This window comes from Kaistella jeonii, from assembly GCF_000812865.1.
Taxonomy (GTDB): domain Bacteria; phylum Bacteroidota; class Bacteroidia; order Flavobacteriales; family Weeksellaceae; genus Kaistella; species Kaistella jeonii.
Genome location: NZ_JSYL01000007.1, coordinates 190,176 through 210,032 on the forward strand (window position 1 = coordinate 190,176; position 19,857 = coordinate 210,032).

Annotated in this window: 23 protein-coding genes; 12 read left to right on the top strand and 11 right to left on the bottom strand. The window is 34.5% G+C overall.

Translation table 11 applies throughout. The features are described from left to right. The first annotated feature begins 41 nt into the window (after positions 1-41). From OA86_RS11075 to OA86_RS11105, 7 genes are all read left to right on the top strand, one after another. The gene (locus OA86_RS11075) at positions 42-1,661 is read left to right on the top strand and encodes an LIC_10190 family membrane protein (RefSeq protein ID WP_246008036.1); all 1,620 of its coding nucleotides are present in this window, start codon (positions 42-44) and stop codon (positions 1,659-1,661) included. Between the two features lie 76 nt (positions 1,662-1,737). Then, positions 1,738-2,799, top strand: a complete 1,062-nt coding sequence (gene aroC, locus OA86_RS11080; RefSeq protein ID WP_039352997.1) for a chorismate synthase — start codon at positions 1,738-1,740, stop codon at positions 2,797-2,799. A gap of 62 nt (positions 2,800-2,861) precedes the next feature. Continuing rightward, positions 2,862-3,425: a thioredoxin family protein gene (locus tag OA86_RS11085; RefSeq protein WP_039353000.1), complete on the top strand. Its 564-nt coding sequence runs from the start codon at positions 2,862-2,864 to the stop codon at positions 3,423-3,425. Then, complete coding sequence (locus tag OA86_RS11090; protein WP_039353003.1) at positions 3,426-3,977, top strand: TlpA family protein disulfide reductase; 552 nt, start codon at positions 3,426-3,428, stop codon at positions 3,975-3,977. A gap of 66 nt (positions 3,978-4,043) precedes the next feature. Continuing rightward, on the top strand, positions 4,044-4,385 hold the full coding sequence (locus tag OA86_RS11095; protein ID WP_039353006.1) for a YkvA family protein: 342 nt from the start codon (positions 4,044-4,046) through the stop codon (positions 4,383-4,385). A gap of 575 nt (positions 4,386-4,960) precedes the next feature. After that, positions 4,961-5,860 (top strand): tRNA (adenosine(37)-N6)-dimethylallyltransferase MiaA, encoded by a 900-nt coding sequence (gene miaA, locus OA86_RS11100; RefSeq protein ID WP_039353009.1) that lies wholly within the window; start codon positions 4,961-4,963, stop codon positions 5,858-5,860. A gap of 84 nt (positions 5,861-5,944) precedes the next feature. Beyond that, on the top strand, positions 5,945-6,505 hold the full coding sequence (locus OA86_RS11105; protein ID WP_039353012.1) for a thioredoxin family protein: 561 nt from the start codon (positions 5,945-5,947) through the stop codon (positions 6,503-6,505). 56 nt (positions 6,506-6,561) lie between these two features. Here OA86_RS11105 and OA86_RS11110 read toward each other — a convergent pair whose 3' ends face one another. Continuing rightward, positions 6,562-7,197 (bottom strand): MBL fold metallo-hydrolase, encoded by a 636-nt coding sequence (locus tag OA86_RS11110; protein WP_039353139.1) that lies wholly within the window; start codon positions 7,195-7,197, stop codon positions 6,562-6,564. Positions 7,198-7,345: 148 nt separating this feature from the next. Here OA86_RS11110 and OA86_RS11115 point away from each other — a divergent pair, with 148 nt between their 5' ends. Beyond that, positions 7,346-8,557, top strand: a complete 1,212-nt coding sequence (locus tag OA86_RS11115) for a type IX secretion system plug protein (protein ID WP_039353015.1) — start codon at positions 7,346-7,348, stop codon at positions 8,555-8,557. Between the two features lies 1 nt (position 8,558). On the opposite strand, the gene OA86_RS11120 is transcribed toward OA86_RS11115, so the two are convergent. The 4 genes from OA86_RS11120 to OA86_RS11135 form a co-directional block, all read right to left on the bottom strand. Then, positions 8,559-8,939, bottom strand: a complete 381-nt coding sequence (locus OA86_RS11120; RefSeq protein WP_039353018.1) for a VOC family protein — start codon at positions 8,937-8,939, stop codon at positions 8,559-8,561. Between the two features lie 13 nt (positions 8,940-8,952). Beyond that, positions 8,953-9,981 carry a ferrochelatase gene (gene hemH / locus OA86_RS11125; RefSeq protein ID WP_039353020.1) on the bottom strand — a complete coding sequence of 343 codons (1,029 nt, stop codon included), beginning with the start codon at positions 9,979-9,981 and terminating at the stop codon, positions 8,953-8,955. 77 nt (positions 9,982-10,058) lie between these two features. After that, positions 10,059-10,466, bottom strand: a complete 408-nt coding sequence (locus OA86_RS11130; protein WP_082017326.1) for a GxxExxY protein — start codon at positions 10,464-10,466, stop codon at positions 10,059-10,061. A gap of 69 nt (positions 10,467-10,535) precedes the next feature. Continuing rightward, positions 10,536-11,414 carry a NifU family protein gene (locus tag OA86_RS11135; protein WP_039353023.1) on the bottom strand — a complete coding sequence of 293 codons (879 nt, stop codon included), beginning with the start codon at positions 11,412-11,414 and terminating at the stop codon, positions 10,536-10,538. 176 nt (positions 11,415-11,590) lie between these two features. Between OA86_RS11135 and OA86_RS11140 the strand changes: the two genes are divergently transcribed. Next, complete coding sequence (locus OA86_RS11140) at positions 11,591-12,103, top strand: gamma carbonic anhydrase family protein (protein ID WP_039353145.1); 513 nt, start codon at positions 11,591-11,593, stop codon at positions 12,101-12,103. Positions 12,104-12,182: 79 nt separating this feature from the next. Here the strand turns inward: OA86_RS11140 and OA86_RS11145 are convergent, their stop codons facing one another. From OA86_RS11145 to OA86_RS11155, 3 genes are all read right to left on the bottom strand, one after another. After that, a complete protein-coding gene (locus OA86_RS11145) occupies positions 12,183-12,641 on the bottom strand; it encodes a hypothetical protein (protein ID WP_039353026.1) in 459 nt (152 codons plus the stop codon). A 152-nt stretch (positions 12,642-12,793) separates the two neighbouring features. Then, the gene (locus OA86_RS11150; RefSeq protein ID WP_039353029.1) at positions 12,794-13,078 is read right to left on the bottom strand and encodes a hypothetical protein; all 285 of its coding nucleotides are present in this window, start codon (positions 13,076-13,078) and stop codon (positions 12,794-12,796) included. A gap of 116 nt (positions 13,079-13,194) precedes the next feature. Then, entirely contained in the window at positions 13,195-14,631 is a 1,437-nt protein-coding gene (locus OA86_RS11155) for an NADP-dependent isocitrate dehydrogenase (protein ID WP_039353032.1), read from the bottom strand. A gap of 85 nt (positions 14,632-14,716) precedes the next feature. Here OA86_RS11155 and OA86_RS11160 point away from each other — a divergent pair, with 85 nt between their 5' ends. Then, complete coding sequence (locus OA86_RS11160) at positions 14,717-15,640, top strand: LysR family transcriptional regulator (RefSeq protein ID WP_039353035.1); 924 nt, start codon at positions 14,717-14,719, stop codon at positions 15,638-15,640. 17 nt (positions 15,641-15,657) lie between these two features. On the opposite strand, the gene OA86_RS11165 is transcribed toward OA86_RS11160, so the two are convergent. Continuing rightward, complete coding sequence (locus OA86_RS11165; protein WP_039353038.1) at positions 15,658-16,341, bottom strand: hypothetical protein; 684 nt, start codon at positions 16,339-16,341, stop codon at positions 15,658-15,660. 88 nt (positions 16,342-16,429) lie between these two features. On the opposite strand from OA86_RS11165, the gene OA86_RS16020 reads away from it, so the two are divergent. Continuing rightward, positions 16,430-16,558 (top strand): hypothetical protein, encoded by a 129-nt coding sequence (locus OA86_RS16020; protein ID WP_260241890.1) that lies wholly within the window; start codon positions 16,430-16,432, stop codon positions 16,556-16,558. Positions 16,559-16,744: 186 nt separating this feature from the next. Here the strand turns inward: OA86_RS16020 and OA86_RS11170 are convergent, their stop codons facing one another. Continuing rightward, positions 16,745-17,326, bottom strand: a complete 582-nt coding sequence (locus OA86_RS11170) for a hypothetical protein (RefSeq protein WP_039353041.1) — start codon at positions 17,324-17,326, stop codon at positions 16,745-16,747. Next, a complete protein-coding gene (locus OA86_RS11175) occupies positions 17,304-17,516 on the bottom strand; it encodes a hypothetical protein (protein ID WP_039353044.1) in 213 nt (70 codons plus the stop codon). The genes OA86_RS11170 and OA86_RS11175 overlap by 23 nt, the downstream gene beginning before the upstream one ends. 104 nt (positions 17,517-17,620) lie before the next feature. Between OA86_RS11175 and OA86_RS11180 the strand changes: the two genes are divergently transcribed. Further along, positions 17,621-19,735, top strand: a complete 2,115-nt coding sequence (locus OA86_RS11180) for a helix-turn-helix domain-containing protein (protein ID WP_039353047.1) — start codon at positions 17,621-17,623, stop codon at positions 19,733-19,735. The last annotated feature ends 122 nt before the right edge of the window (positions 19,736-19,857 follow it).

A 19,857-nucleotide genomic window follows, 5' to 3' on the forward strand; every position in this document is an offset into this window, starting at 1 on the left:
ATATAAAAAAAAGATTGCTTATTTTTAAGCAATCTTTTTTTATGGTCTCTATCTTCTTTATGCTCGTGATTTTACTTCCTGTTTTCAGCGGGTTTGGTCAATTTTTCAGCAAAATATCTGGAAATTTATCAGAGGGAATTGCGATCAATTCAATCATGGGTATTTTTTCCATCTCAATCGTCTATTCAGTTCTCGCTTTCTTCATTCCGCTCAATATCTTTGTAGAAGGTACTTTTATTATTTTAGGATTATTTTTCTTTTTTTATTTTAAGATCTATAACCAATTTTGGAGTTTTATCGCCGAGAACAAAAGGCTTTTCCCTCTACTCTCTTTCATCATTATCTTTTTCGGTTCCTTTTACCCTTTTATATTAGATCACTTTGGGTACTACGTTCCGACGGTGAAATGGATTTCTGAAGTTGGTTTGGTGCAGGGAATTTCAAATCTCGACCTCTTGTTGGGTCAAATGTCGGTTTGGCATATTTTACAGGCGGGTTTCTCAAATTTTGCTGATCCTTTTTTAAGGATTAATGTGCTGGTTTTAATCGTTTATTTAATTTATATTTTAGAAAAAAAATCGTGGATTCATTTACTATTTCTGCCAGTATTATTTTTGCTGTCCCAATCGCCAAGTCCCGATCTGCCGGTGATCGCATTCTCCCTGATCATCCTCAATGAAATAATTAATTTCAACAAAAACTGCGCATTGCTTTTTGCACTTTCCATGTTCGTTTTTGCGATAAAACCCACTATCACGTGGTTACCGATTTTCGCTTTTTCCTACAGTTTATTAGTTTTAAAGAGCAATTTTAAATTCATTTTTCTAGGAATTTTCGTACTGATCTTGTTCATATTTAAAAACATCTGGACTTTCGGATTTCCTGTTTTCCCAGTACAATTTTTAGATTTAGGATTATCCTGGAAACCAAATCCTCAATTATTACAGAATTCCTCGGAAATTGCGATCATGAAAACTTATGATATGCAGTATCAATTTGCGGAGATTCAAAAGTTTTCAGGTTTCGATTATATTAAAAATTGGCTTTTCCTTTCTGGAATCAAAGGTAAAATTCACCTGTTATTTGTATTAAGCCTTTTGGTTTTCTTTATCTATTCATTAAAGAAAAATTCGAAATTGATTTGGATTCTTTTCATTTCAATCTTGATTAAAAGTATCTTGGTTCTACTATTTTCCGCCCAATACCGATTTTTTTTGGATGTGTTTTTTGTGATTTTCTTTGTTTTGTTTAATAAATTATTGACCAAGAAAATTTCAATACTAATTTTTTCAGTTCTATCCTTATTTTTCGCTGGGTTTTTATCATTCCCTTCAATGGTGAAGGATCTTTTACCAAGTTTTAAACTGGGAAATTTCCTGACAGGTTTTACTGAAAATCAGTTTTACAAACCTTCTCACTTTGAATTATATAAATACAAAACCCATCAAATCGGTAACTTAAAATTTAATGTCGTGGAGAAATATCCCTTTAGCTTTGATACGCCATTACCTGCAATTTCACCTCAATTTATTCAGGAAGATTTAAATGCCGGAATTTTCCCTCAATTGAAAGGAAACACCCTAAAAGAAGGCTTCATCTGGCGAAAAATTTCAGAAAAAGAAAAAGAAGATCTTCGATTTATTTTAAAGGACTTTAAATAAAGAATAATCATTATCTACACCAATCATATCAACAACAAATCGCCACATTACCAAATTATCTCATTAACTTTGTAACATGTTCAATTTAGGAAATTTTCTCTCTCTTTCTACTTTTGGCGAAAGCCACGGAATCGCTTACGGTGGAATTATTACCAATTTTCCGGCCGGTCTAAATGTCGATTTAGATAAAGTTCAACATCAACTCGATCGCAGAAAACCAGGGCAATCTGCAATTGTTACTCAAAGAAAAGAAAGCGACACTGTAAAATTTCTTTCCGGAATTTTTGAAGGACAAACGACCGGAACACCAATTGGTTTCATTATCGAAAATGAAAATCAAAAATCAAAAGATTACGATCATATCGCACAAAAATACCGACCAAGTCACGCCGATTTTACTTACGATCAAAAATTCGGAATCCGGGATTATCGCGGAGGCGGAAAATCTTCTGCGCGCGAAACAGTCAATTGGGTCGTTGCGGGAAGTTTGGCAAAACAACTCCTTCCGGAAAATGTAGAAATCAACGCGTATGTTTCTTCCGTTGGCGAAATTTTCTGCGAGAAACCTTATCAACATTTAGATTTTTCGAAAATAGATTCCAATGATGTTCGTTGTCCGGATGCTGAAACTGCGGAGAAAATGATCTCAAAAATCAAAGAAATTAAGAAAGAAGGAAATACCATCGGTGGAACGATTACGTGCGTCATCAAGAATCTACCCATTGGGATCGGGGAACCAGTCTTTGGGAAATTACAGGCAGAATTAGGAAAAGCCATGCTCAACATCAATGCCTGCAAAGGTTTTGAATATGGAAGCGGATTTTGTGGCGCAAAAATGACGGGCAAAGATCACAACGATCTATTCAATGAGGATTTTACCACGAAAACCAATCTTTCAGGCGGAATTCAAGGTGGAATTTCTAATGGAATGGATATTTATTTCCGCGTAGCATTCAAACCAGTTGCCACGATTTTACGTCCGCAGGAAAGTTTTGATAAAGACAGAAATCCCATCACCGTTGAAGGAAAAGGACGACACGATGCTTGCGTTTTGCCAAGAGCTGTTCCTATTGTAGAAAATTTAGCAGCTTTTGTACTCGCAGATTTATTTTTAATTAATCAAATTAGAAAATATTGAATGTGATCATAATCACTTTATAATAAAAGGTTTTTACGGAAATTTGTATAAAATTTAAAAGAATGAAAAATTACTGGCAAAAAGCCATCACTTTCGAGGAATACATGAAAATTGCAGACGAACGTTTTCACAACAATCCTGACAAAAACGATGAACATCAAGATTACTATGAACTGGGATTGCAAAGACTTAATCGCACCATCAAAACTTATAAAGTTGATACAGAACAACTTTCCAAAATAAAAGAAAAAAATTTTAAGGGAAAAATTTTAATCATTTCTGAACCTTGGTGTGGCGATGCAAGTGCGACTGTTCCTGCGGTTTCTAAATTTTTTGAAGCAGCCGGAAAAGAAGTCAAAATATTTTTGAGAGATTCCGACACCTCATTAATTGATCAATATTTAACCAACGGAACCCAATCAATTCCGAGAGTTCTTATTTTAAATGAAGACCTTTCTGTAAAAAATGTTTGGGGACCAAGACCACAATACGGAAATGACTTGCTGAAAAAATTCAAAGAAAACGAAGAAGCCTATCCAAGAGAAGAATTTTACAACGACTTGCAGGTGTATTATGCGAAAAACCGAGGCAAAGATGCCATCGAAGAAATTATAAATTTAATCTAAATGAATTTTCTTAAAAAAAACATTTTCAACATGATCGTCATCGCATTTATTGCGGTACTTTTTATTTTCCCGGAAGTAAAACTGAAATTAAAAGATCTGTTTTTTCCAATTGCAGCAATCGAAAACGCCATCACGCTTCAAGATTCAGATATGGATATTCAGCTGAAAGGAATTAATGCTCCCGATATTAATCTGAAAAGTTTAAAAGGAAACAAACTCATTTTTCTCAATTTTTGGGGAACCTGGTGTCCTCCTTGTCGCGAAGAATGGCCAACAATTCAGAAATTATACGACACTAAAAAAGATAAAGTTGATTTTGTACTCATCGCAATGCAGGATGAGGAGGACAAAGTTCGGAAGTTTATGAAAGACAATCAATACACCGTTCCCGTTTATATTGCACAAAGTCCGATCTCAAATAACGTTCTTCCAAAAGTATTTCCTACGACTTTTCTTTTAGACAAAACTGGCAGAATTTTATTAAAAGAAGATGCATCGAAAGACTGGAACAGCAAATCGGTTCACGAATTCATCGATAATTTCACCAAATAATTTAACTACATTTAAGAAATCGTGGTATAGAATTTGCGAATTGTATGATCTAAACATTACACAAAAATGAAAGTATCAAAAATAGCATTAGCGAAAGAAGCATTCAAACACAAAGGATTCATCAGGAAGATTCCCGTAATCATCAGAATGGTGAAATCTACCATGGCAAAAGGCGGTTACAAACCTGAATTCAAAAACGTAATTTTACCCGCATTGGTGCTGGTTTATTTAATTTCGCCATTAGACATCATTCCAGATTGGATCCCCGTTATCGGCGTTTTAGACGATCTGGCGCTGCTCGCATTGGCAATGCCGATGTTGATTGCAGAGGCAGAAAAATTCATAGAATGGGAAGTTTCAATGAAATCAACTGATCTGAGAGTAACAGAAGCCGAAATTGTCGGATAAACTTTAAAAATTAGAAAACCATTCAAGAAATTGAGTGGTTTTTTTATTGGGAGCAACGAGATTTTAGCTTATCACAAGATTGTTCCCGCTTTCCACTACAATCTTTTACTCCACATCGTTCCGTAAAAGGATTTTCATTGCAATCGGGGCTAGAATTTCAGGTATTTTGTCATCCAAATTGAATTTTTAATCTGCATTATCTCCCAAATCTGCTACAGAAAATTTCACTGCAATTAACCTTGTCAAGGTTACAAACCTTGACAAGGTTTCTCCAAAACACAAACATTACCCATATTTACTTTTTTCGAAGGAAATTTTATCCTATTAATTCCTCCTTGATCATTAGTGTTACATATAATTTCAAATGCAATTTCAAATATAATTTCCCGAAAAATATCCATCAATAGGAACGGGCTTTAGCCCGTTTAAAAAAGAAAAATTCCAAGCCGCCTTTAGCCAAAACTTACTTTGCAATAATTATTAAAAAAATTCATTCCAAGAGCTCGGAATTCCGCATAACAACTAAAAACTAAATCACTTCCCATTAATTCAAAAAAAATGAGGAAATTTGCGCTGTGAAAAAACTCATCTCCATCATCGGAACGACCGGAATCGGTAAAACAAAACTCGCCATCGAAATTGCGAAACATTTCGACACCGAGATTATTTCCTGTGATTCCCGACAGTTTTTCGAAGAAATGAAAATCGGTACTGCTACTCCATCTTCTGCAGAACTCGCTGCAGTTCCACATCATTTTATTGGTCAGCTGTCCGTAGAAAATTATTATTCCATCGGTCAGTTCGAGAAAGAAGCCATCCAAAAAATTGAGGAACTTTTCAAGACTCACGATATTGTGGTTATGGTCGGTGGAAGCATGATGTACGAAAAAGCAGTTCTTGAAGGCCTCAATGATTTACCCGAAGCCGACGAAAAAAACCAAAAAGAATTAGAAAGAATTTTTGAGGAAGAAGGCATCGAAAATTTACAGAAAATCCTGCAGAATTTAGATCCGCAATATTTTGAATTCGTTGATAAAGACAATCCACGACGGCTTTTTCGCGCGATCGATATCATCTGGCAAACTGGAAAAACCTATACCGAAAACATTAAAGATCAGGTAAAAAAACGTGATTTCGAAGTGATCAGAATTGGTATTCAGGCACCGCGGGAAATTATTTACAACAGGATCAATCAGCGAGTGGATTTGATGCTGGAAAATGGTTTGCTTCAGGAAGCTGAATCTTTAATTCCCTTTAAAAATAATCTGGCCTTACAAACAGTTGGTTATTCCGAACTTTTCAAATATTTTGATCAGGAATGGACGTTGGATTTTGCCATCGAAGAAATCAAAAAAAACTCCCGCAGATTTGCAAAACGACAATTAACATGGTATCGGAAAGAAGAAAATATCAATTGGGTAAATTTTGAAAATTCGGTAGAAGAATCACTATCACTTTTAAATACGAAAATTTGATTTTTTTCAATGAATTAGTTTATCATTATATTTGCATCAATAATTATCAAATCTTCACCTCATCAAATTAACTCCTTAAAAATTATGGCAAATACTCCTTCAAATATGCTCGAGCTTGGAACAAAAGCACCTTTCTTTGAACTTCCAAATCCATCACAAAGCAATGAAATGCAATCTTTGGAAGATTTAAAAGGCGAAAAAGGAACGCTTGTTATTTTCATGTGCAATCATTGTCCGTTTGTCCTTCATATCATCGATAAACTGGCAGAATTGTACGAAGATTATCAGAACAGCGGTATCGAATTTATCGCCATCAATGCAAATGACGCGGAAAAATATCCCGCAGATTCGCCAGCAAAAATGGCTGAATTTCAGGTAGAAAAAAAATTCGATTTCCCTTATTTATACGATGAAAGTCAGGCGATCGCAAAAGCGTATAATGCAGCCTGCACGCCAGATTTCTTCTTCTTTGATGAAAAATTAGATCTAATTTATCGTGGACAAATGGATGATTCCAGACCGGGAAACACTAAAGAAATTACGGGAGAAGATCTGATTATCGCTTTCGAAAATTTACTGGCAGGTGAACCGCAGGAAGAAATGCAGTTACCAAGTATGGGTTGTAATATTAAGTGGAAAGCTTAAATAAGAGCAAAGTAAAAAGTAAAAAGAGCCAGGTTAATTCCGGGCTCTTTTTTTCTTTAAAAGAAAGGATTATGATTTTTCTCAAATCCAATTGTCGTCGGATTTCCATGGCCGTTGTACACTTTGGTTTCATCATCTAAGACAAATAGTTTTTCTCTGATACTTTTAAGAAGTTCTTCAGAGTTGCCTTTGTACAAATCGGTTCTGCCGATGCTTCCTTCAAATAAAACGTCGCCGGAGATCATCAATTTTTGCGGTTCATTGTGAACAGCAATATGTCCCGGCGAATGTCCCGGAACGTGCAGGATTTTAAACTCATCTTCGTCTAAACTAATGATTTCATTTTCCTTTAAATAAGAAATGTCGCCCTCAAAAGGTTTAAAGAAAAAACCGAATCTATTCGCATCCATCGGATTTCTGTCGAGCATTTCTTTTTCGAGTTCATGCATTAAAACCGGAACTTTGTATTTGTCAAAGGCTTTTTGCAAACCCAAAACATGATCGATGTGAGCATGCGTTAAAAGAATATTCTGAACCTTCAGATCATTATCTGAAATAAATTTTTCTAAAATTTCTGTTTCTTCATCACTAAAATTTCCCGGATCAATAATAAATGCATTTTTATGATCATTAAAAACGATGTAAGTATTTTCAGAAAAAGGGTTGAAAGCGAAGGATTTGATTTGGAGCATCATCTAATTTTTTACAAATTTAGAATCTAATTTTTAATTAAAAAATTTAAAGGAAGCAATAATGATAATCATATTAAGTTACGAAGACTAAATTGGTATTTTCAAATCAATAGAACAAGCAACATCAAAATTCATTATCTTCGTCTCAATGAAAAACTTACAATTTTTACTCCTGTTTTTTACCGCTATTTTATTCGGTCAGGATATTCGAAGCATTCAGCTTTTTAACCCAAAAACAAACGATGAAACTGCGGTGATCGGTTTCAATGAGCAACTTATTCTAAAATTTGATGACCTCTCTAACTCGAGTACCGTTTATCGCTATACGTTGAAACATTTTGACCGGAACTGGCAAGATGACGGTTTGTTTTTTACAGAGTTTGCGAATGGAAGTTTGAATGCACTCATTGACCAGTATCAATATTCGTTCAACACTTTGCAAGCTTACACCAATTACACTTTGACTTTTCCAAATAGTAAAATTCAACCCAAGATTTCGGGTAATTTTGAAATTGTCGTTTATCTGGATTCTCCGAGCACACCTCTTTTCACGAAAAGATTTTGTGTGGTTGAAGATGCTGCAAATGTGGCTTTAAATATTAGCAGAACTTCCGACGCCAGAAATCCCAATATCAATCAGAGAGTTGAAGTGCAGGTCGTGGGAAATAATTCTTCGTTGATCCAAAATGCAAATTCAACCAGTTTAAATGTGGTTCAAAATAATAACTGGAATGTTGCAGTTAATAACCAAAAACCAAGTTCAACGCTAGGAAACAAATTACTTTTTCAACAACTGAATTTATCTTTTCCGGGAAATAATGAGTTTTATTATTTCGATAATAAAAATATGAATCAACCATTCGATATGGTTGCACAGGCAGAAACTTCGGACGGGGTGAATTATACGTATCTGTATCCGGTTTGGGCTTTTCCGTTAAATTATCAATTCCAGCCCGATGTGAATGGAGCCTTTTATTTCAGAAGAAATGATTTAGGAATTGAGCGTATTGCCGATAAAGAAGGTGATTATTCCTGGGTCTATTTCTCTTTAGAATCTGAAAAAACCAGTCAGGAAATTTATGTTTTGGGCGGTTTTAATGACTTTATCCCAAGCAAAGAAAACCAAATGACTTATGATGAAAAATCAAAAAGATTTATCGCAAAAATTTACTTGAAACAGGGATTCTACAATTATATTCTGGCCACAAAAAACACCGATGGAACTTTAAATTTTGGAGAAATTAACGGAAGTTTTTGGCAGACAGAAAATTTATACCAAGCTTTTTTATATTACCAACCATTCGGTAGAAATTACGATGGCTTAATTGGTTACGGAGAATTTAGAACTCCGGTCCGGTAAATTATTTCTGTATTTTTTCAGTAGAAATAATAACTTTATAGTGGTCGCAATCTTCAAAACAAAAGGCTTTATTATTCCAGTAAGGATTTTTTGTTTCAATTAAAGGAATTTTAAGTGTTTTCAAATTCTCTAAAATTTCGTCAACGTCTTTTTGATTTTCTGGGTAAAAAACTAAGGCGTCATCTTCATCAAATTTAGACTGAGGTTTTTCGCTATTTTGCGTGAATTCCAAATGCCAGTTTTCTCCTTCAAATCCCAGAAAAACGCCGTCATAACCATCATGAGCATTAAATCGACCGAGAATATCAAAGCTTAGAACAGAAGTGTAAAAATCAATTACACTTTCAATATTCTGGGTGTGTCTCGCATACCGGAATTCCATCTCCTGAATTTTTCTAAACCAAATAAAACTCGTGTAACTTCTCTTCACACAAAGTTTTAACTACTTCAATCCAACGGTCTTCATCATTCAAGCAAGGAATATAATGGAAGTTTTCTCCGCCGCCATGTTCGAACTGCTCTTTACCTTCCACAGAGATTTCCTCTAAAGTTTCTAAACAGTCAGACACAAAAGCAGGACAAACAATTGCCAGATTTTTAATTCCTTTTTTGCCTAAACCTTCTAAAGTCTCATCGGTATAAGGTTCCATCCATTTGTCACTTCCTAACCTGGACTGGAAAGTAACCATGACTTTTTCTTTCGGTAACCCCAATTTTTCAATCACTTTTTCGGTCACTTTGAAACACTGATGACGGTAACAAAACTGATGACTTGGATTTTCATCTCTCGAACAGCAATCGTTTAGATTACAGGTATTTGTAGGATCCGTTTTGTAGATATGTCTTTCCGGAACACCGTGATAAGAGAATTGTAGGGCATCAAAATTTTCTGGTAATTTCTCCCGAATACTTTCTGCTAAACAATCAATATAAATTTCACGATTATAAAAAGGCTGAATATAATTGACTTTAATATCAGGAAAATGTTTTTTACGAACTTCGTCGGCTTTTTCAATCACCGTTTCCGTAGTGCTCATCGCATATTGCGGATAAAGGGGAAACAGAACAATTTCGGTAACACCTTGCTCCCTTAGTTTTCGCATTCCGGTTTCAATGCTTGGTTCGGCATAACGCATCCCAATTTCTACAGGAACATCAACGATTTTCTGCAGCTTTTTCTTAATTCGTTCGGTGATGAAAATTAAAGGTGAACCTTCATCCGTCCAAACAGTTTCGTAAGCCGCAGCAGATTTTTTCGGACGCGTATTCAAAATAATTCCACGCACCAGTAAAGCACGGAAAAACCATCGAAAATCGATAACTTTTTCATCCATTAAAAACTCATCCAGATATTCTTTTACATCTGCTACTTTCGTCGATCGTGGCGAACCGAGGTTCACTAATAAAATTCCTTTCTTTGCCATATAATATTTTTAAACCACAAAAGTCACAAAAGCAGCTTGTTTTAAGTTGAATTCAATACTGCTTAAAGTTCAAATAATTACATTAATTGACTATAATATTGATTTACAAGAGTTTCCTGTCCTTCGTGGTAGATGTTTTTTACATTAAAATTGATCAAGATTCCTTTCGGAATTTTTAAAATACCCATATAATTCAAAAGTTTTGCCCGATGAATATCGTCAAAACTTTTTACAGCTTTTATTTCTAAAACAATTGCTTCCTCAATTAAAAAGTCACATTTATAATCACAATTTAATCTTTTGCCTTTATAAGAAATTTCTACATTAAGTTCCGACTGAAAATTAATTTTCCTTAAAGTAAATTCTTCCTTCAAGGCTTCATGATAAACTTTTTCCAACAAACCAGGTCCCAAAATTTTATGAACTTCAATACAAGCTCCATTAATTTTATAGGTCAAATCGGTTAGATAAGATTGCGTTATCATTATTTGCACTTTAAAAAGCTTTATAAGATCTTTAGAAATTTACCTTTTGTGACTTTTGTGGTTAATTAATTAACCATTCACCGCTTCCACTTTCTCAACCAGTTCTGGAACGAACTGTTTCAAAAGATTTTCAATACCCCCTTTTAAAGTCGCCGTCGAACTGGGACAACCTGAGCAAGCGCCTTGCAATAACATTTTTGCAGTTTTGGTTTCAGGAATGTATTCCATTAATGAAATTTTTCCACCATCAGCTTCTACAGCCGGTGCAACATATTCGGTTAAGATATCAGAAATTTTCTGTTCGGTTTCCGTATATTCTCTGTTGATTAAATTTTCAACGGGACTTTCATGTTTCTGCGGTGTTGCATTAGAAATTTTACCTCCATTTTGTAAATATTCAGTAATGAAAGTTCGCATTGCAATCATTACTTCATGCCATTCTACCGAAACATTTTTGGTAACCGCCACGAAATTATCTGAAATAAATACTTCTTTGGTAAAATCAAATTGATCAAAAATCGCTTTTGCTAAAGGAACTTCTTCTGCATCTTCTTTACTTTTAACTTCCACAAAACCATCCATCAATACTTTGGTTGAAACAAATTTCATCACCATTGGATTTGGAGTCATTTCTGCAAAAATCTGCTCCACTTCTGCTTTCTTCTGCATATAAACTCTTGGATTCGCTTCTAATTCCTCTTCGATAATTCCTTTTAAAGGCTCAACCACATTTTCCCAATCGACACCATCTTGTTTTGCAACAGCAATAAAATTAGCCGTGATAAAAATTCTTTCAACAAAAGGATAAACAAAAAGCTTTTTTGCCAAAGGAATTTCTGAAATATCAGAAGTTCGGTCTATTTCCAAAGAACCCGGCATCAAGTTGTAATCTGCGACAAACTTCATCACTTTTGGGTTTTCGGTAGGCTCTATAATAATTGGTCTCATTTTATTTCCTTAAATTTGAGTACAAAAATACGGATAAGAATTTAGATTTTATTAGTGACGTTTTAGACCTTATCAATGAGTCATATTAGTACAAATTGAAAACTTTATCCAAAATTAATTTAGAAATATACAGAATTGATTTTTCGAGAATCAATTATCAACTTAAAACAATCAACATGGCATTAATAAAAGAACTTTTAGGAAAAACTCCTCAAATCGGAGCAGATACTTTTTTAGCGGAAACGGCAACAATTATTGGAGATGTGAAGATGGGAAAAGAATGCAGCATTTGGTACAATGCTGTAATTCGGGGAGATGTGAATTATATCACGATGGGCGACAAAGTAAATGTGCAGGACAATGCGATGTTACACTGTACTTTTGAAAAATTTCCGCTAATCATAGGAGACAATGTTTCCATAGGTCACAATGCAATTGTTCATGGTTGCACGATCCACGATAATGTTTTAATCGGGATGGGTGCAATTGTGATGGATGATTGTTTGGTAGAAAGCAACTCAATTGTTGGTGCAGGATCAGTTGTAATTCAAGGAACTCACATTAAATCTGGAGAAGTCTGGGCCGGAATACCTGCTCGTAAAATTAAAGATATTTCTTCTGAATTATTGGAAGGCGAAGTGAATCGGATCGCCAATAATTATGTGAAATATTCGAGTTGGTATAAATAAAATGAATGGTGAATAGTAAATTTACTTTATGAAATGTAAAATCCTCGACAAAGTATTATTAAATTGTTATTATATTTATTTATTGCGCTTGAGCGACTGAAGAATTACCATTCACCAAAACCGCTTTTCCACCTTCACATTTTATTTCCGTAGGTTCAGGGACGATTGCACAATCCGACATTAAATTATATTTTTTGTTGAACGCAGACTGCATTGCGGTGAATTTTTGTATTTGAGGTAAAATTTCTGATTCTATTTTTTTTGGATAAGCGATGTAAGAGCTCGGTCCGCCACAAGGTTTTGCTCCAATTGCGGCAAAAGCGAAGTTGGCTGAACCGTCGCAAGTTTCTCTTTGAGCCATCGAATCAATTTCTTTGATGAGCGAACTTAACTGTTGCTGATCTGCCTGTTGTGTCAAATTATTTTCAGGTTTTAAAGTAATATCTTTTGGGAGATTTTCGGCATTTTCTACCGTATTTTTTGATTTGCAGGCGAACAAAGATAAAGTGGCAATTACAAGAGTTAGAACAGTTCTCATTTTGAATTATTTTAAAACTTAGCTGCAAAAATAAGACCTTTTAGAAAAGACGCGATTAGAAAGTAAAAATTATAATTAACATTACAAAACATTTTATTTAGATTTAATTTTACCATCAACATTTAATGATTAAAGTTTATCTCAATTAAATTTTAATCTTCCTCAACAAAACTTAAAGATATTTTCGACTTTATTTCTAAAATCTTACCCTCTTTCTCTGCTAAGTCAATCACCTTTGAAATCGCCTCCAAAGTTTCTTTTAATTGTGCAATTCTTTTTAATGCCGCTTCATCTTCCTTTCCGAAACGTTCTTGGGAGCTGAAATTTTTCATCCGGTGAAAACGCATTTTGCTTTTGTAAATACTGAACAATATTTCACGGCTTTCTTTGGCTAAAAATTCACCCTCAATTAAGGTAAAAGTATTTTGATGATCCATTAATGATAATTTTGAATTGAAGATTTTTTTGAGGAGACAAAGCAGTTTTAGGTTTTAAAAATAAAGTCCAATACACGATCGGACTTTATTAATATTCAATTATTTAAAACTTGAAATTACTGTCCTTGACCTAATGAATACGCTGCTTTACCATCAAATTCATAGAGGTTTTCAGTTTTTACCACATCAATTTTCGCATCTAAAGCTTTGGCTAAAAGCGTGATGATATTATTTTTGTAGAGTGTTTTTCCTTCATTATGTTCATATCTGCATCTCCAGTGATCGGTGCAGAAAGTTTCCGAAAATCCATTGGGCCAAACTTTAATTCCTCTATTGGTGATCATGGTTAAATGCTTATTCTCCGTATTAATGCTCTGTAATTTTTCTGCCAGTTCATTCGGATCAGTTCCTCTCCAGTCTACAAATAAATCAACGCCAACCAATTGTTTATTCATTGCAGGTTTCTTCACATATTTTGGTAAATTGAGTACCGCATCTTTCACAAATTTCACGGGTTTCAAAACAGAAGGTTCATGACCTAAATTTTTGACGACCGCATCTGCGAATTCACTTGTTCCAACTTTTTCTTTACTAACTCCTTCTTTAAAAATATCATAAGTATGAATTCCATCTTCGATCGTTTTCAACCAGGCATTCTGAACTTTTTCTGCCACTTCAGTTTGTCCGATATGGTTTAACATCATGATCGCTCCTTGCAATAAACCTGAAGGATTCGCCATATTTTGTCCCGCACGTCTTGGTGCAGAACCGTGAATCGCTTCAAACATCGCACATTCTTCTCCGATATTTGCAGAACCCGCTAAACCAACAGAACCTGCGATTTGTGCCGCAATATCTGAAATCACATCTCCATAAAGATTTAAAGTAACGATTACATCAAAAATTTCCGGCGTATCTGCCATTTTTGCAGCACCGATATCAATGATCCAGTGTTCGTTTTCAATCTCCGGATATTCTAAAGCGATCTCATCAAAAACCTTGTGGAATAATCCATCGGTTTGTTTCATGATATTGTCTTTGGTGAAACAGGTCACTTTTTTTCTGCCATAAACTTTAGCATATTCAAAGGCATATCGAATGATTTTTTCACAACCAGGGCGGCTAATTAATTTTAAACATTGTACTACTTCATCGGTTTGTTGGTGCTCAATTCCACCATAAAGATCCTCTTCATTTTCGCGGATAATTACAATATCCATTTCGTGATGTTTCGTTTCAACAAAAGGATACAAGCTCATACAAGGTCTTACGTTAGAATACAATCCCAGAAATTTTCGGGTCGTTACATTCAAACTTTTATAACCACCACCTTGAGGAGTAGTGATCGGCGCTTTCAAAAAAACTTTGTTTGTTCTGATGGTGTCCCATGAGTCAGCGGCAATTCCATTGTTATTTCCGGCTAAATACACTTTTTCACCCACGGCGATTTCATCGATTTCAATTTGAGCTCCTGCCGCCATGATAATTTTCAAAGTGGCATCCATAATTTCTGGTCCAATGCCGTCTCCTTTTGCTACTGTAATTCTTGTCATTTTATTTTTTTTGATGGGACAAATTTGGAGTTTCTAATTCATATATTTTTATTTATATTTGTAATACTATCCATAAATATATTTAATGAATTACACTTTAAATCAATTGAAGATTTTTTTAAAAGTTGTGCAAACCGAAAGCGTCACCAAAGCTTCGGAAGAACTTTATTTGACACAACCTGCAGTTTCCATACAGCTGAAAAATTTTCAGGATCAGTTTGATATTCCTTTGACCGAAGTTGTTGGAAGAAAAATTTATATCACCGATTTTGGAAAAGAAATTGCAGAAGCTGCAGAAAATATCATCAATCAAGTTCATGCTATTAATTACAAAACTTTAGCTTATAAAGGTCGGTTAACAGGTAAACTAAAAATTTCGGTCGTGTCAACTGGAAAATATGTGATGCCTTATTTTCTGTCGGAATTTATGAAAGAACACACCGGTGTCGAACTGAATATGGATGTCACCAATAAATACCAGGTTCTGGAAAGTCTGGAAAATAATACGGTTGATTTTGCCCTCGTTTCTATTTTACCGACGACTCAAAATATTGAAAAGTTAGATCTGCTTCAAAATAAATTATACCTGGTCGGAAGCAGCAATTTGGACATTAAAAAAAGAAGTTCCACAAAAGAAATCTTCGAAAATCTTCCACTTATCTTTCGGGAAAAAGGTTCCGGAACGCGACAAACGATGGAGAAATTTTTTGCTGACAATAATATTTCCGTGCTCAAAAGAATGGAACTTTCTTCCAATGAAGCCGTGAAACAATCTCTATTAGCGGGTTTGGGTTATTCTATTATGCCTTTGATCGGGATTAAAAATGAATTGCAAAACAAAGAATTACAAATTATTCCAATCAAAGAATTGCCCATCAAAACAACCTGGAGTTTAATTTGGTTGAAAGGCAAAAAGCAAACCTTAGTTTCTGCTGCGTATTTAGAATTCCTGAAAAAGGAAACTTCGAACATTGTAAACAGTAAATTTATGTGGTCTGAACTGTATTAAGCAGAAATGATCGATAATCAGACAGTAATTTCCTCCGGCGTTTCGCTTGGGGTGTCGTAAATAACGTAATCATTGTATTTTGCCTCGTTCGTATCATAGAAAATATCCTTCCCAATTCCGGCATATTTTGCAACCAATCGGTACAAAGCATTCAGCGCTTCGATTCGTTTTTCTGTAGAAATATCCCGATTAATAATGGCTTCTGTAACTTCATCGATACCCTTATCAAATGTTTCACCCTGCAAAATAAGTCGGTCGATCAAGGTTTGGCTTAAACCTTCTTCCACCATCTCTGCCAAATTTCGCGTAGTTGCGACAACCATAATTTTGTAATTCCGCGCCAAGTCAGACTCTCGCTGTCGGGTGAGATCGCTCGGTCCAAAAGCGCGGTATTGTGCAGATTGTGACCCAAAATAGTTCGCCGCCATATTCAGAATCGTGCGCATGGTTTTCTCCAGTGCGCTTCTTGCCGCCTCTTTCTTTTCGGTAGCAATCATTTTCTCGGCTTCCAAAATTTCGTCGGACAGAAAAACATCCACGGCATCCCGTTTTTCTACAAATTGAGTTTTCGCTGCGGCATCATATCCGCGTTCTGCAAAATTCACAAAATCCCGATCCAGAAGATTGATCAATTCATCTGCTTTTTGTTTCAGTACTGCATCGGTAAGGTTATTATTTCGAACAAGTTTTGGCTTTCTCATGGAAAAATGTGTTTTAATGGAGAAACAAAATTATTGTAATTGTCTAAAATATTCATCAAAAGCCTAAAAATTGGGTTAAAACACCTTATTGATCAATATTATTACAACAGATTCATTGAAGTTATATGTTCGGAATGATACGTTGCCTGTTCGAAATAATATCATGGATGTTCTAAATGATACGATAAGTGTTTGGGATGATACGTTGCTTCATTAAAGTGATACAATATATGTTCGGAGTAATATTTTATTGCATGAAAATACTTTTTTGAAGAAAAGGAATTGTTCACTTATAAAAAAAGCCACTCCTAAGTGATGAAGTAGAGTTTTTTTTGTTTTTGTATATGGGTTATCTTTAGGTTTTTAACTTAATTTTTGCATTAAAATTAAGTTCTTGGGGCATTTATAATTTGTAGATTTCATCAGAGAATTTTTTCCCCAATTCTATAAATTCCTTTAACTCATTTTCAAAATTTCTGTATTTTTCAGTAATTATATCCATTTTATTTACTTCACTTTCTCCATCAAGTAAATTTAAAAAAGAATTCATTGATTTAATTAAATGATGACTCTTAGTTATGAAATTGTTTCTCGAACTGCAAGTTGAGAACAAATTACTTTCAGCATAAATTCTTAAGGCGAAATGCTTTTTGAAAATTTCTCGCTTTTTTTCGCTCTTATTCTTATTTAATTCCGCATTTAATTGTTCTTGTTGTTGATTACTTAGTATTTTCTGTTCCATTTCTTCTGCAACAAACATAATTTCAGAAGCAAAATCAGAGAATGAATGTATGTAATCGAAGGTTAAACTTTCAGTTTTTTCAACCCATGATTTATTTTCACTCGCTTTTTGTATTGATAAAGTTAATTTAATGAATATTACAATATTAATTATTGTCAATATCGGATTTAATAGACCTTCAAAATAACTTACAAAGTCAGCCCAACTATCTGGTTGAGATTTAATTATTAAATTTAAAAACATACATTACAATCAAGGTAAAAACTACAATCAAGATTAGTATTAAGGTTTTGTATATATTTATGCTTTTTAAAATGGCTTCCTTTGCTTTTAGTTCACGAATAAACGCACTTATTTTAGCTTCTTCTTTCTTTGTGAGCGGTCTTCGGTCACCGATAAAATCCACATCTATTTCTTTTAATTTACTTTTCATCAGATAAAAATACTAAAACTTACTTGAAAATAAATCTCCCAAATCAATTAAACCGAGCACAATTTCCCACTTTTCATTCAAACCAAAATCCCTAAATTTGAACAATGAATGAATCTCTCTTCAATTTAGCCGAACATACGAACCGCAGTATTTTTCTTACCGGAAAAGCCGGGACTGGAAAAACGACTTTCCTGAATGATTTTGTGAGCAAAACCAACAAGAAACATATCGTTGTTGCACCAACCGGAATTGCGGCGATCAATGCGGGAGGCGTTACGATTCATTCGATGTTTGGACTTCCGTTGAGAACTTTTCTACCAACGACAGAAAGAGTTGACAGCGATACGGCGAATAATATAGCTGATTTGATGCATCATTTTAAATACCGAAAAGACAAACTAAAACTGCTTCGGGAAATCGAAATTATCATCATCGATGAAGTTTCTATGCTTCGAGCCGATGTTCTCGATATGATGGATTTTTCTTTGCGTTCGGTAAGAAGGAATCAGCAGAAATTCGGCGGTGTTCAAATGTTATTTATCGGAGATTTATATCAGTTACCGCCAGTTGTTCGTGACGAATATGTTCTCAAACAATATTACAATTCGCCTTTCTTTTTCGACAGTTATGCTTTAAAGGAATTGCCTTTGATCACTTTAGAATTAACGACGGTTTATCGCCAGAAAGATGAAAAATTTCTAGAGATCTTGAATGAAATCAGAGACGGTGCAGTTTCAGATATTGATTTTGAAACGCTGAACGAAAGACATATTCCAGATTTTGAACCGACCGATGAACCTTATGTTTATCTGACTTCGCACAACAAAATGGCGGACGAAATTAATCTGAAGAAATTAAAAGAACTTAAGGGAAAATCTTATTTCTATAAAGCGGAGATCACTGGTAACTTTAATGAAAATCAATATCCTAACGAGGAAGTTTTAGAATTGAAACAGGGTTGTCAAATTATGTTTCTGCGAAATGATGCAAGTGGCGAGAAAAGATATTTTAATGGAAAACTAGCTGAAGTCATTGAAGTTGGGGAGAAAGAAATCTCTGTAATCATTGATGGTGAAGATGAACTTTTTCACCTTAAAAAAGAAACGTGGGATCAAAAACGATATTCCTTGGGCGATGATAAAAGTATTCAGGAAGAAGTTTTGGGAAGTTTTAAACAATTCCCTATTCGTTTGGCTTGGGCGGTTACGATTCATAAATCGCAGGGTCTAACTTTCGACCGTCTCATTATTGATGCCGGGAAATCTTTCGCTTCCGGACAGGTTTATGTAGCACTTTCGCGGTGCCGAACTTTGGAAGGAATTGTTTTGAAATCTAAAATTACGCCCGAAGTTATTTTCTCTGATAAAAGAGTTTCAAAATTTCAAGATGAAACCCACGCAAATGATCGCGTTGAAGAAATTCTTCAGACAGAGAAATATGATTACAGCATCAAAAAAATTGCGAGTCGTTTAGATTGCAAATGGATTACAGCTTCCCTGGAAATGTGGTATAACAGTGCAAAATTCAGCAAATTTTTGGATCAGGATAAAGCCAAATTCGTGTATGGAAGTTTGAAACCAGATGTTGCAAAATTTGGTCAGATTTTTGAAAAATTCGATAAGATCATTCAACAGAAAACACATAAATTCATCGACGGCAAGGAAGAATGGAGTGAAATTGAAACCAAAGCGAAAGGTGCGGTCAATTTCTTTTTCAGCAATATCAATGAAAAAGTTTTTAGCCCATTAAAAGAGTTTTATGCCGAAAGCAAAGGTGTAAAAGGTTTGAAGCAGTATAACGAAGATTTCCGTGTATTTCTGGATGATCTGGAAGATTATCTGAATGATCTTAAAACCGTTCACCTTTTAGAAACGCCACTTTTCGACAAAACGATCGACGTTCCGGTAACTTCAAAAATTGCTAAAATTCCGTCGCATATTTTGACGTTTCAGTTATTCGAAGACGGAAAAACAATTCCAGAAATTGCAAAGGAAAGAGGATTGGTCACGGAAACCATTTACGGACATTTAGCCAAATTCGCCGAACAGGGTTTGCTTGATATTAAAAGAATTTTTGACAAAGAAAAAATTAAAACCTTCGAAAAGGAATTCAAAAAAACGTCGCATGAAACCTTAAATGACTGGAAAAGAGTTCTGCCGAACGAATTTGAATTTAATGAAATTCGGTTGTTGCTGAATCATTTTAATTTTAAAAAATAGATTTTTTGAGTAGAGAAAAGATAATAGATGAAAGACTTTAAATTTTATCAGATTACACGGAAACATTAATTAACAAGGAAAATGAATATCCAATAGATAAATTGAGATTAAAAAAAATAATT

Coding starts and splice junctions, on each gene's coding strand:
- OA86_RS11075 (WP_246008036.1), top strand. CDS start 42: ATGGTCTCTATCTTCTTTATGCTCGTGATTTTACTTCCTGTTTTCAGC.
- aroC (WP_039352997.1), top strand. CDS start 1,738: ATGTTCAATTTAGGAAATTTTCTCTCTCTTTCTACTTTTGGCGAAAGC.
- OA86_RS11085 (WP_039353000.1), top strand. CDS start 2,862: ATGAAAAATTACTGGCAAAAAGCCATCACTTTCGAGGAATACATGAAA.
- OA86_RS11090 (WP_039353003.1), top strand. CDS start 3,426: ATGAATTTTCTTAAAAAAAACATTTTCAACATGATCGTCATCGCATTT.
- OA86_RS11095 (WP_039353006.1), top strand. CDS start 4,044: ATGAAAGTATCAAAAATAGCATTAGCGAAAGAAGCATTCAAACACAAA.
- OA86_RS11105 (WP_039353012.1), top strand. CDS start 5,945: ATGGCAAATACTCCTTCAAATATGCTCGAGCTTGGAACAAAAGCACCT.
- OA86_RS11110 (WP_039353139.1), bottom strand. CDS start 7,197: ATGCTCCAAATCAAATCCTTCGCTTTCAACCCTTTTTCTGAAAATACT.
- OA86_RS11115 (WP_039353015.1), top strand. CDS start 7,346: ATGAAAAACTTACAATTTTTACTCCTGTTTTTTACCGCTATTTTATTC.
- OA86_RS11120 (WP_039353018.1), bottom strand. CDS start 8,939: ATGGAATTCCGGTATGCGAGACACACCCAGAATATTGAAAGTGTAATT.
- hemH (WP_039353020.1), bottom strand. CDS start 9,981: ATGGCAAAGAAAGGAATTTTATTAGTGAACCTCGGTTCGCCACGATCG.
- OA86_RS11130 (WP_082017326.1), bottom strand. CDS start 10,466: ATGATAACGCAATCTTATCTAACCGATTTGACCTATAAAATTAATGGA.
- OA86_RS11135 (WP_039353023.1), bottom strand. CDS start 11,414: ATGAGACCAATTATTATAGAGCCTACCGAAAACCCAAAAGTGATGAAG.
- OA86_RS11140 (WP_039353145.1), top strand. CDS start 11,591: ATGGCATTAATAAAAGAACTTTTAGGAAAAACTCCTCAAATCGGAGCA.
- OA86_RS11145 (WP_039353026.1), bottom strand. CDS start 12,641: ATGAGAACTGTTCTAACTCTTGTAATTGCCACTTTATCTTTGTTCGCC.
- OA86_RS11150 (WP_039353029.1), bottom strand. CDS start 13,078: ATGGATCATCAAAATACTTTTACCTTAATTGAGGGTGAATTTTTAGCC.
- OA86_RS11155 (WP_039353032.1), bottom strand. CDS start 14,631: ATGACAAGAATTACAGTAGCAAAAGGAGACGGCATTGGACCAGAAATT.
- OA86_RS11160 (WP_039353035.1), top strand. CDS start 14,717: ATGAATTACACTTTAAATCAATTGAAGATTTTTTTAAAAGTTGTGCAA.
- OA86_RS11165 (WP_039353038.1), bottom strand. CDS start 16,341: ATGAGAAAGCCAAAACTTGTTCGAAATAATAACCTTACCGATGCAGTA.
- OA86_RS11170 (WP_039353041.1), bottom strand. CDS start 17,326: ATGTTTTTAAATTTAATAATTAAATCTCAACCAGATAGTTGGGCTGAC.
- OA86_RS11175 (WP_039353044.1), bottom strand. CDS start 17,516: ATGAAAAGTAAATTAAAAGAAATAGATGTGGATTTTATCGGTGACCGA.
- OA86_RS11180 (WP_039353047.1), top strand. CDS start 17,621: ATGAATGAATCTCTCTTCAATTTAGCCGAACATACGAACCGCAGTATT.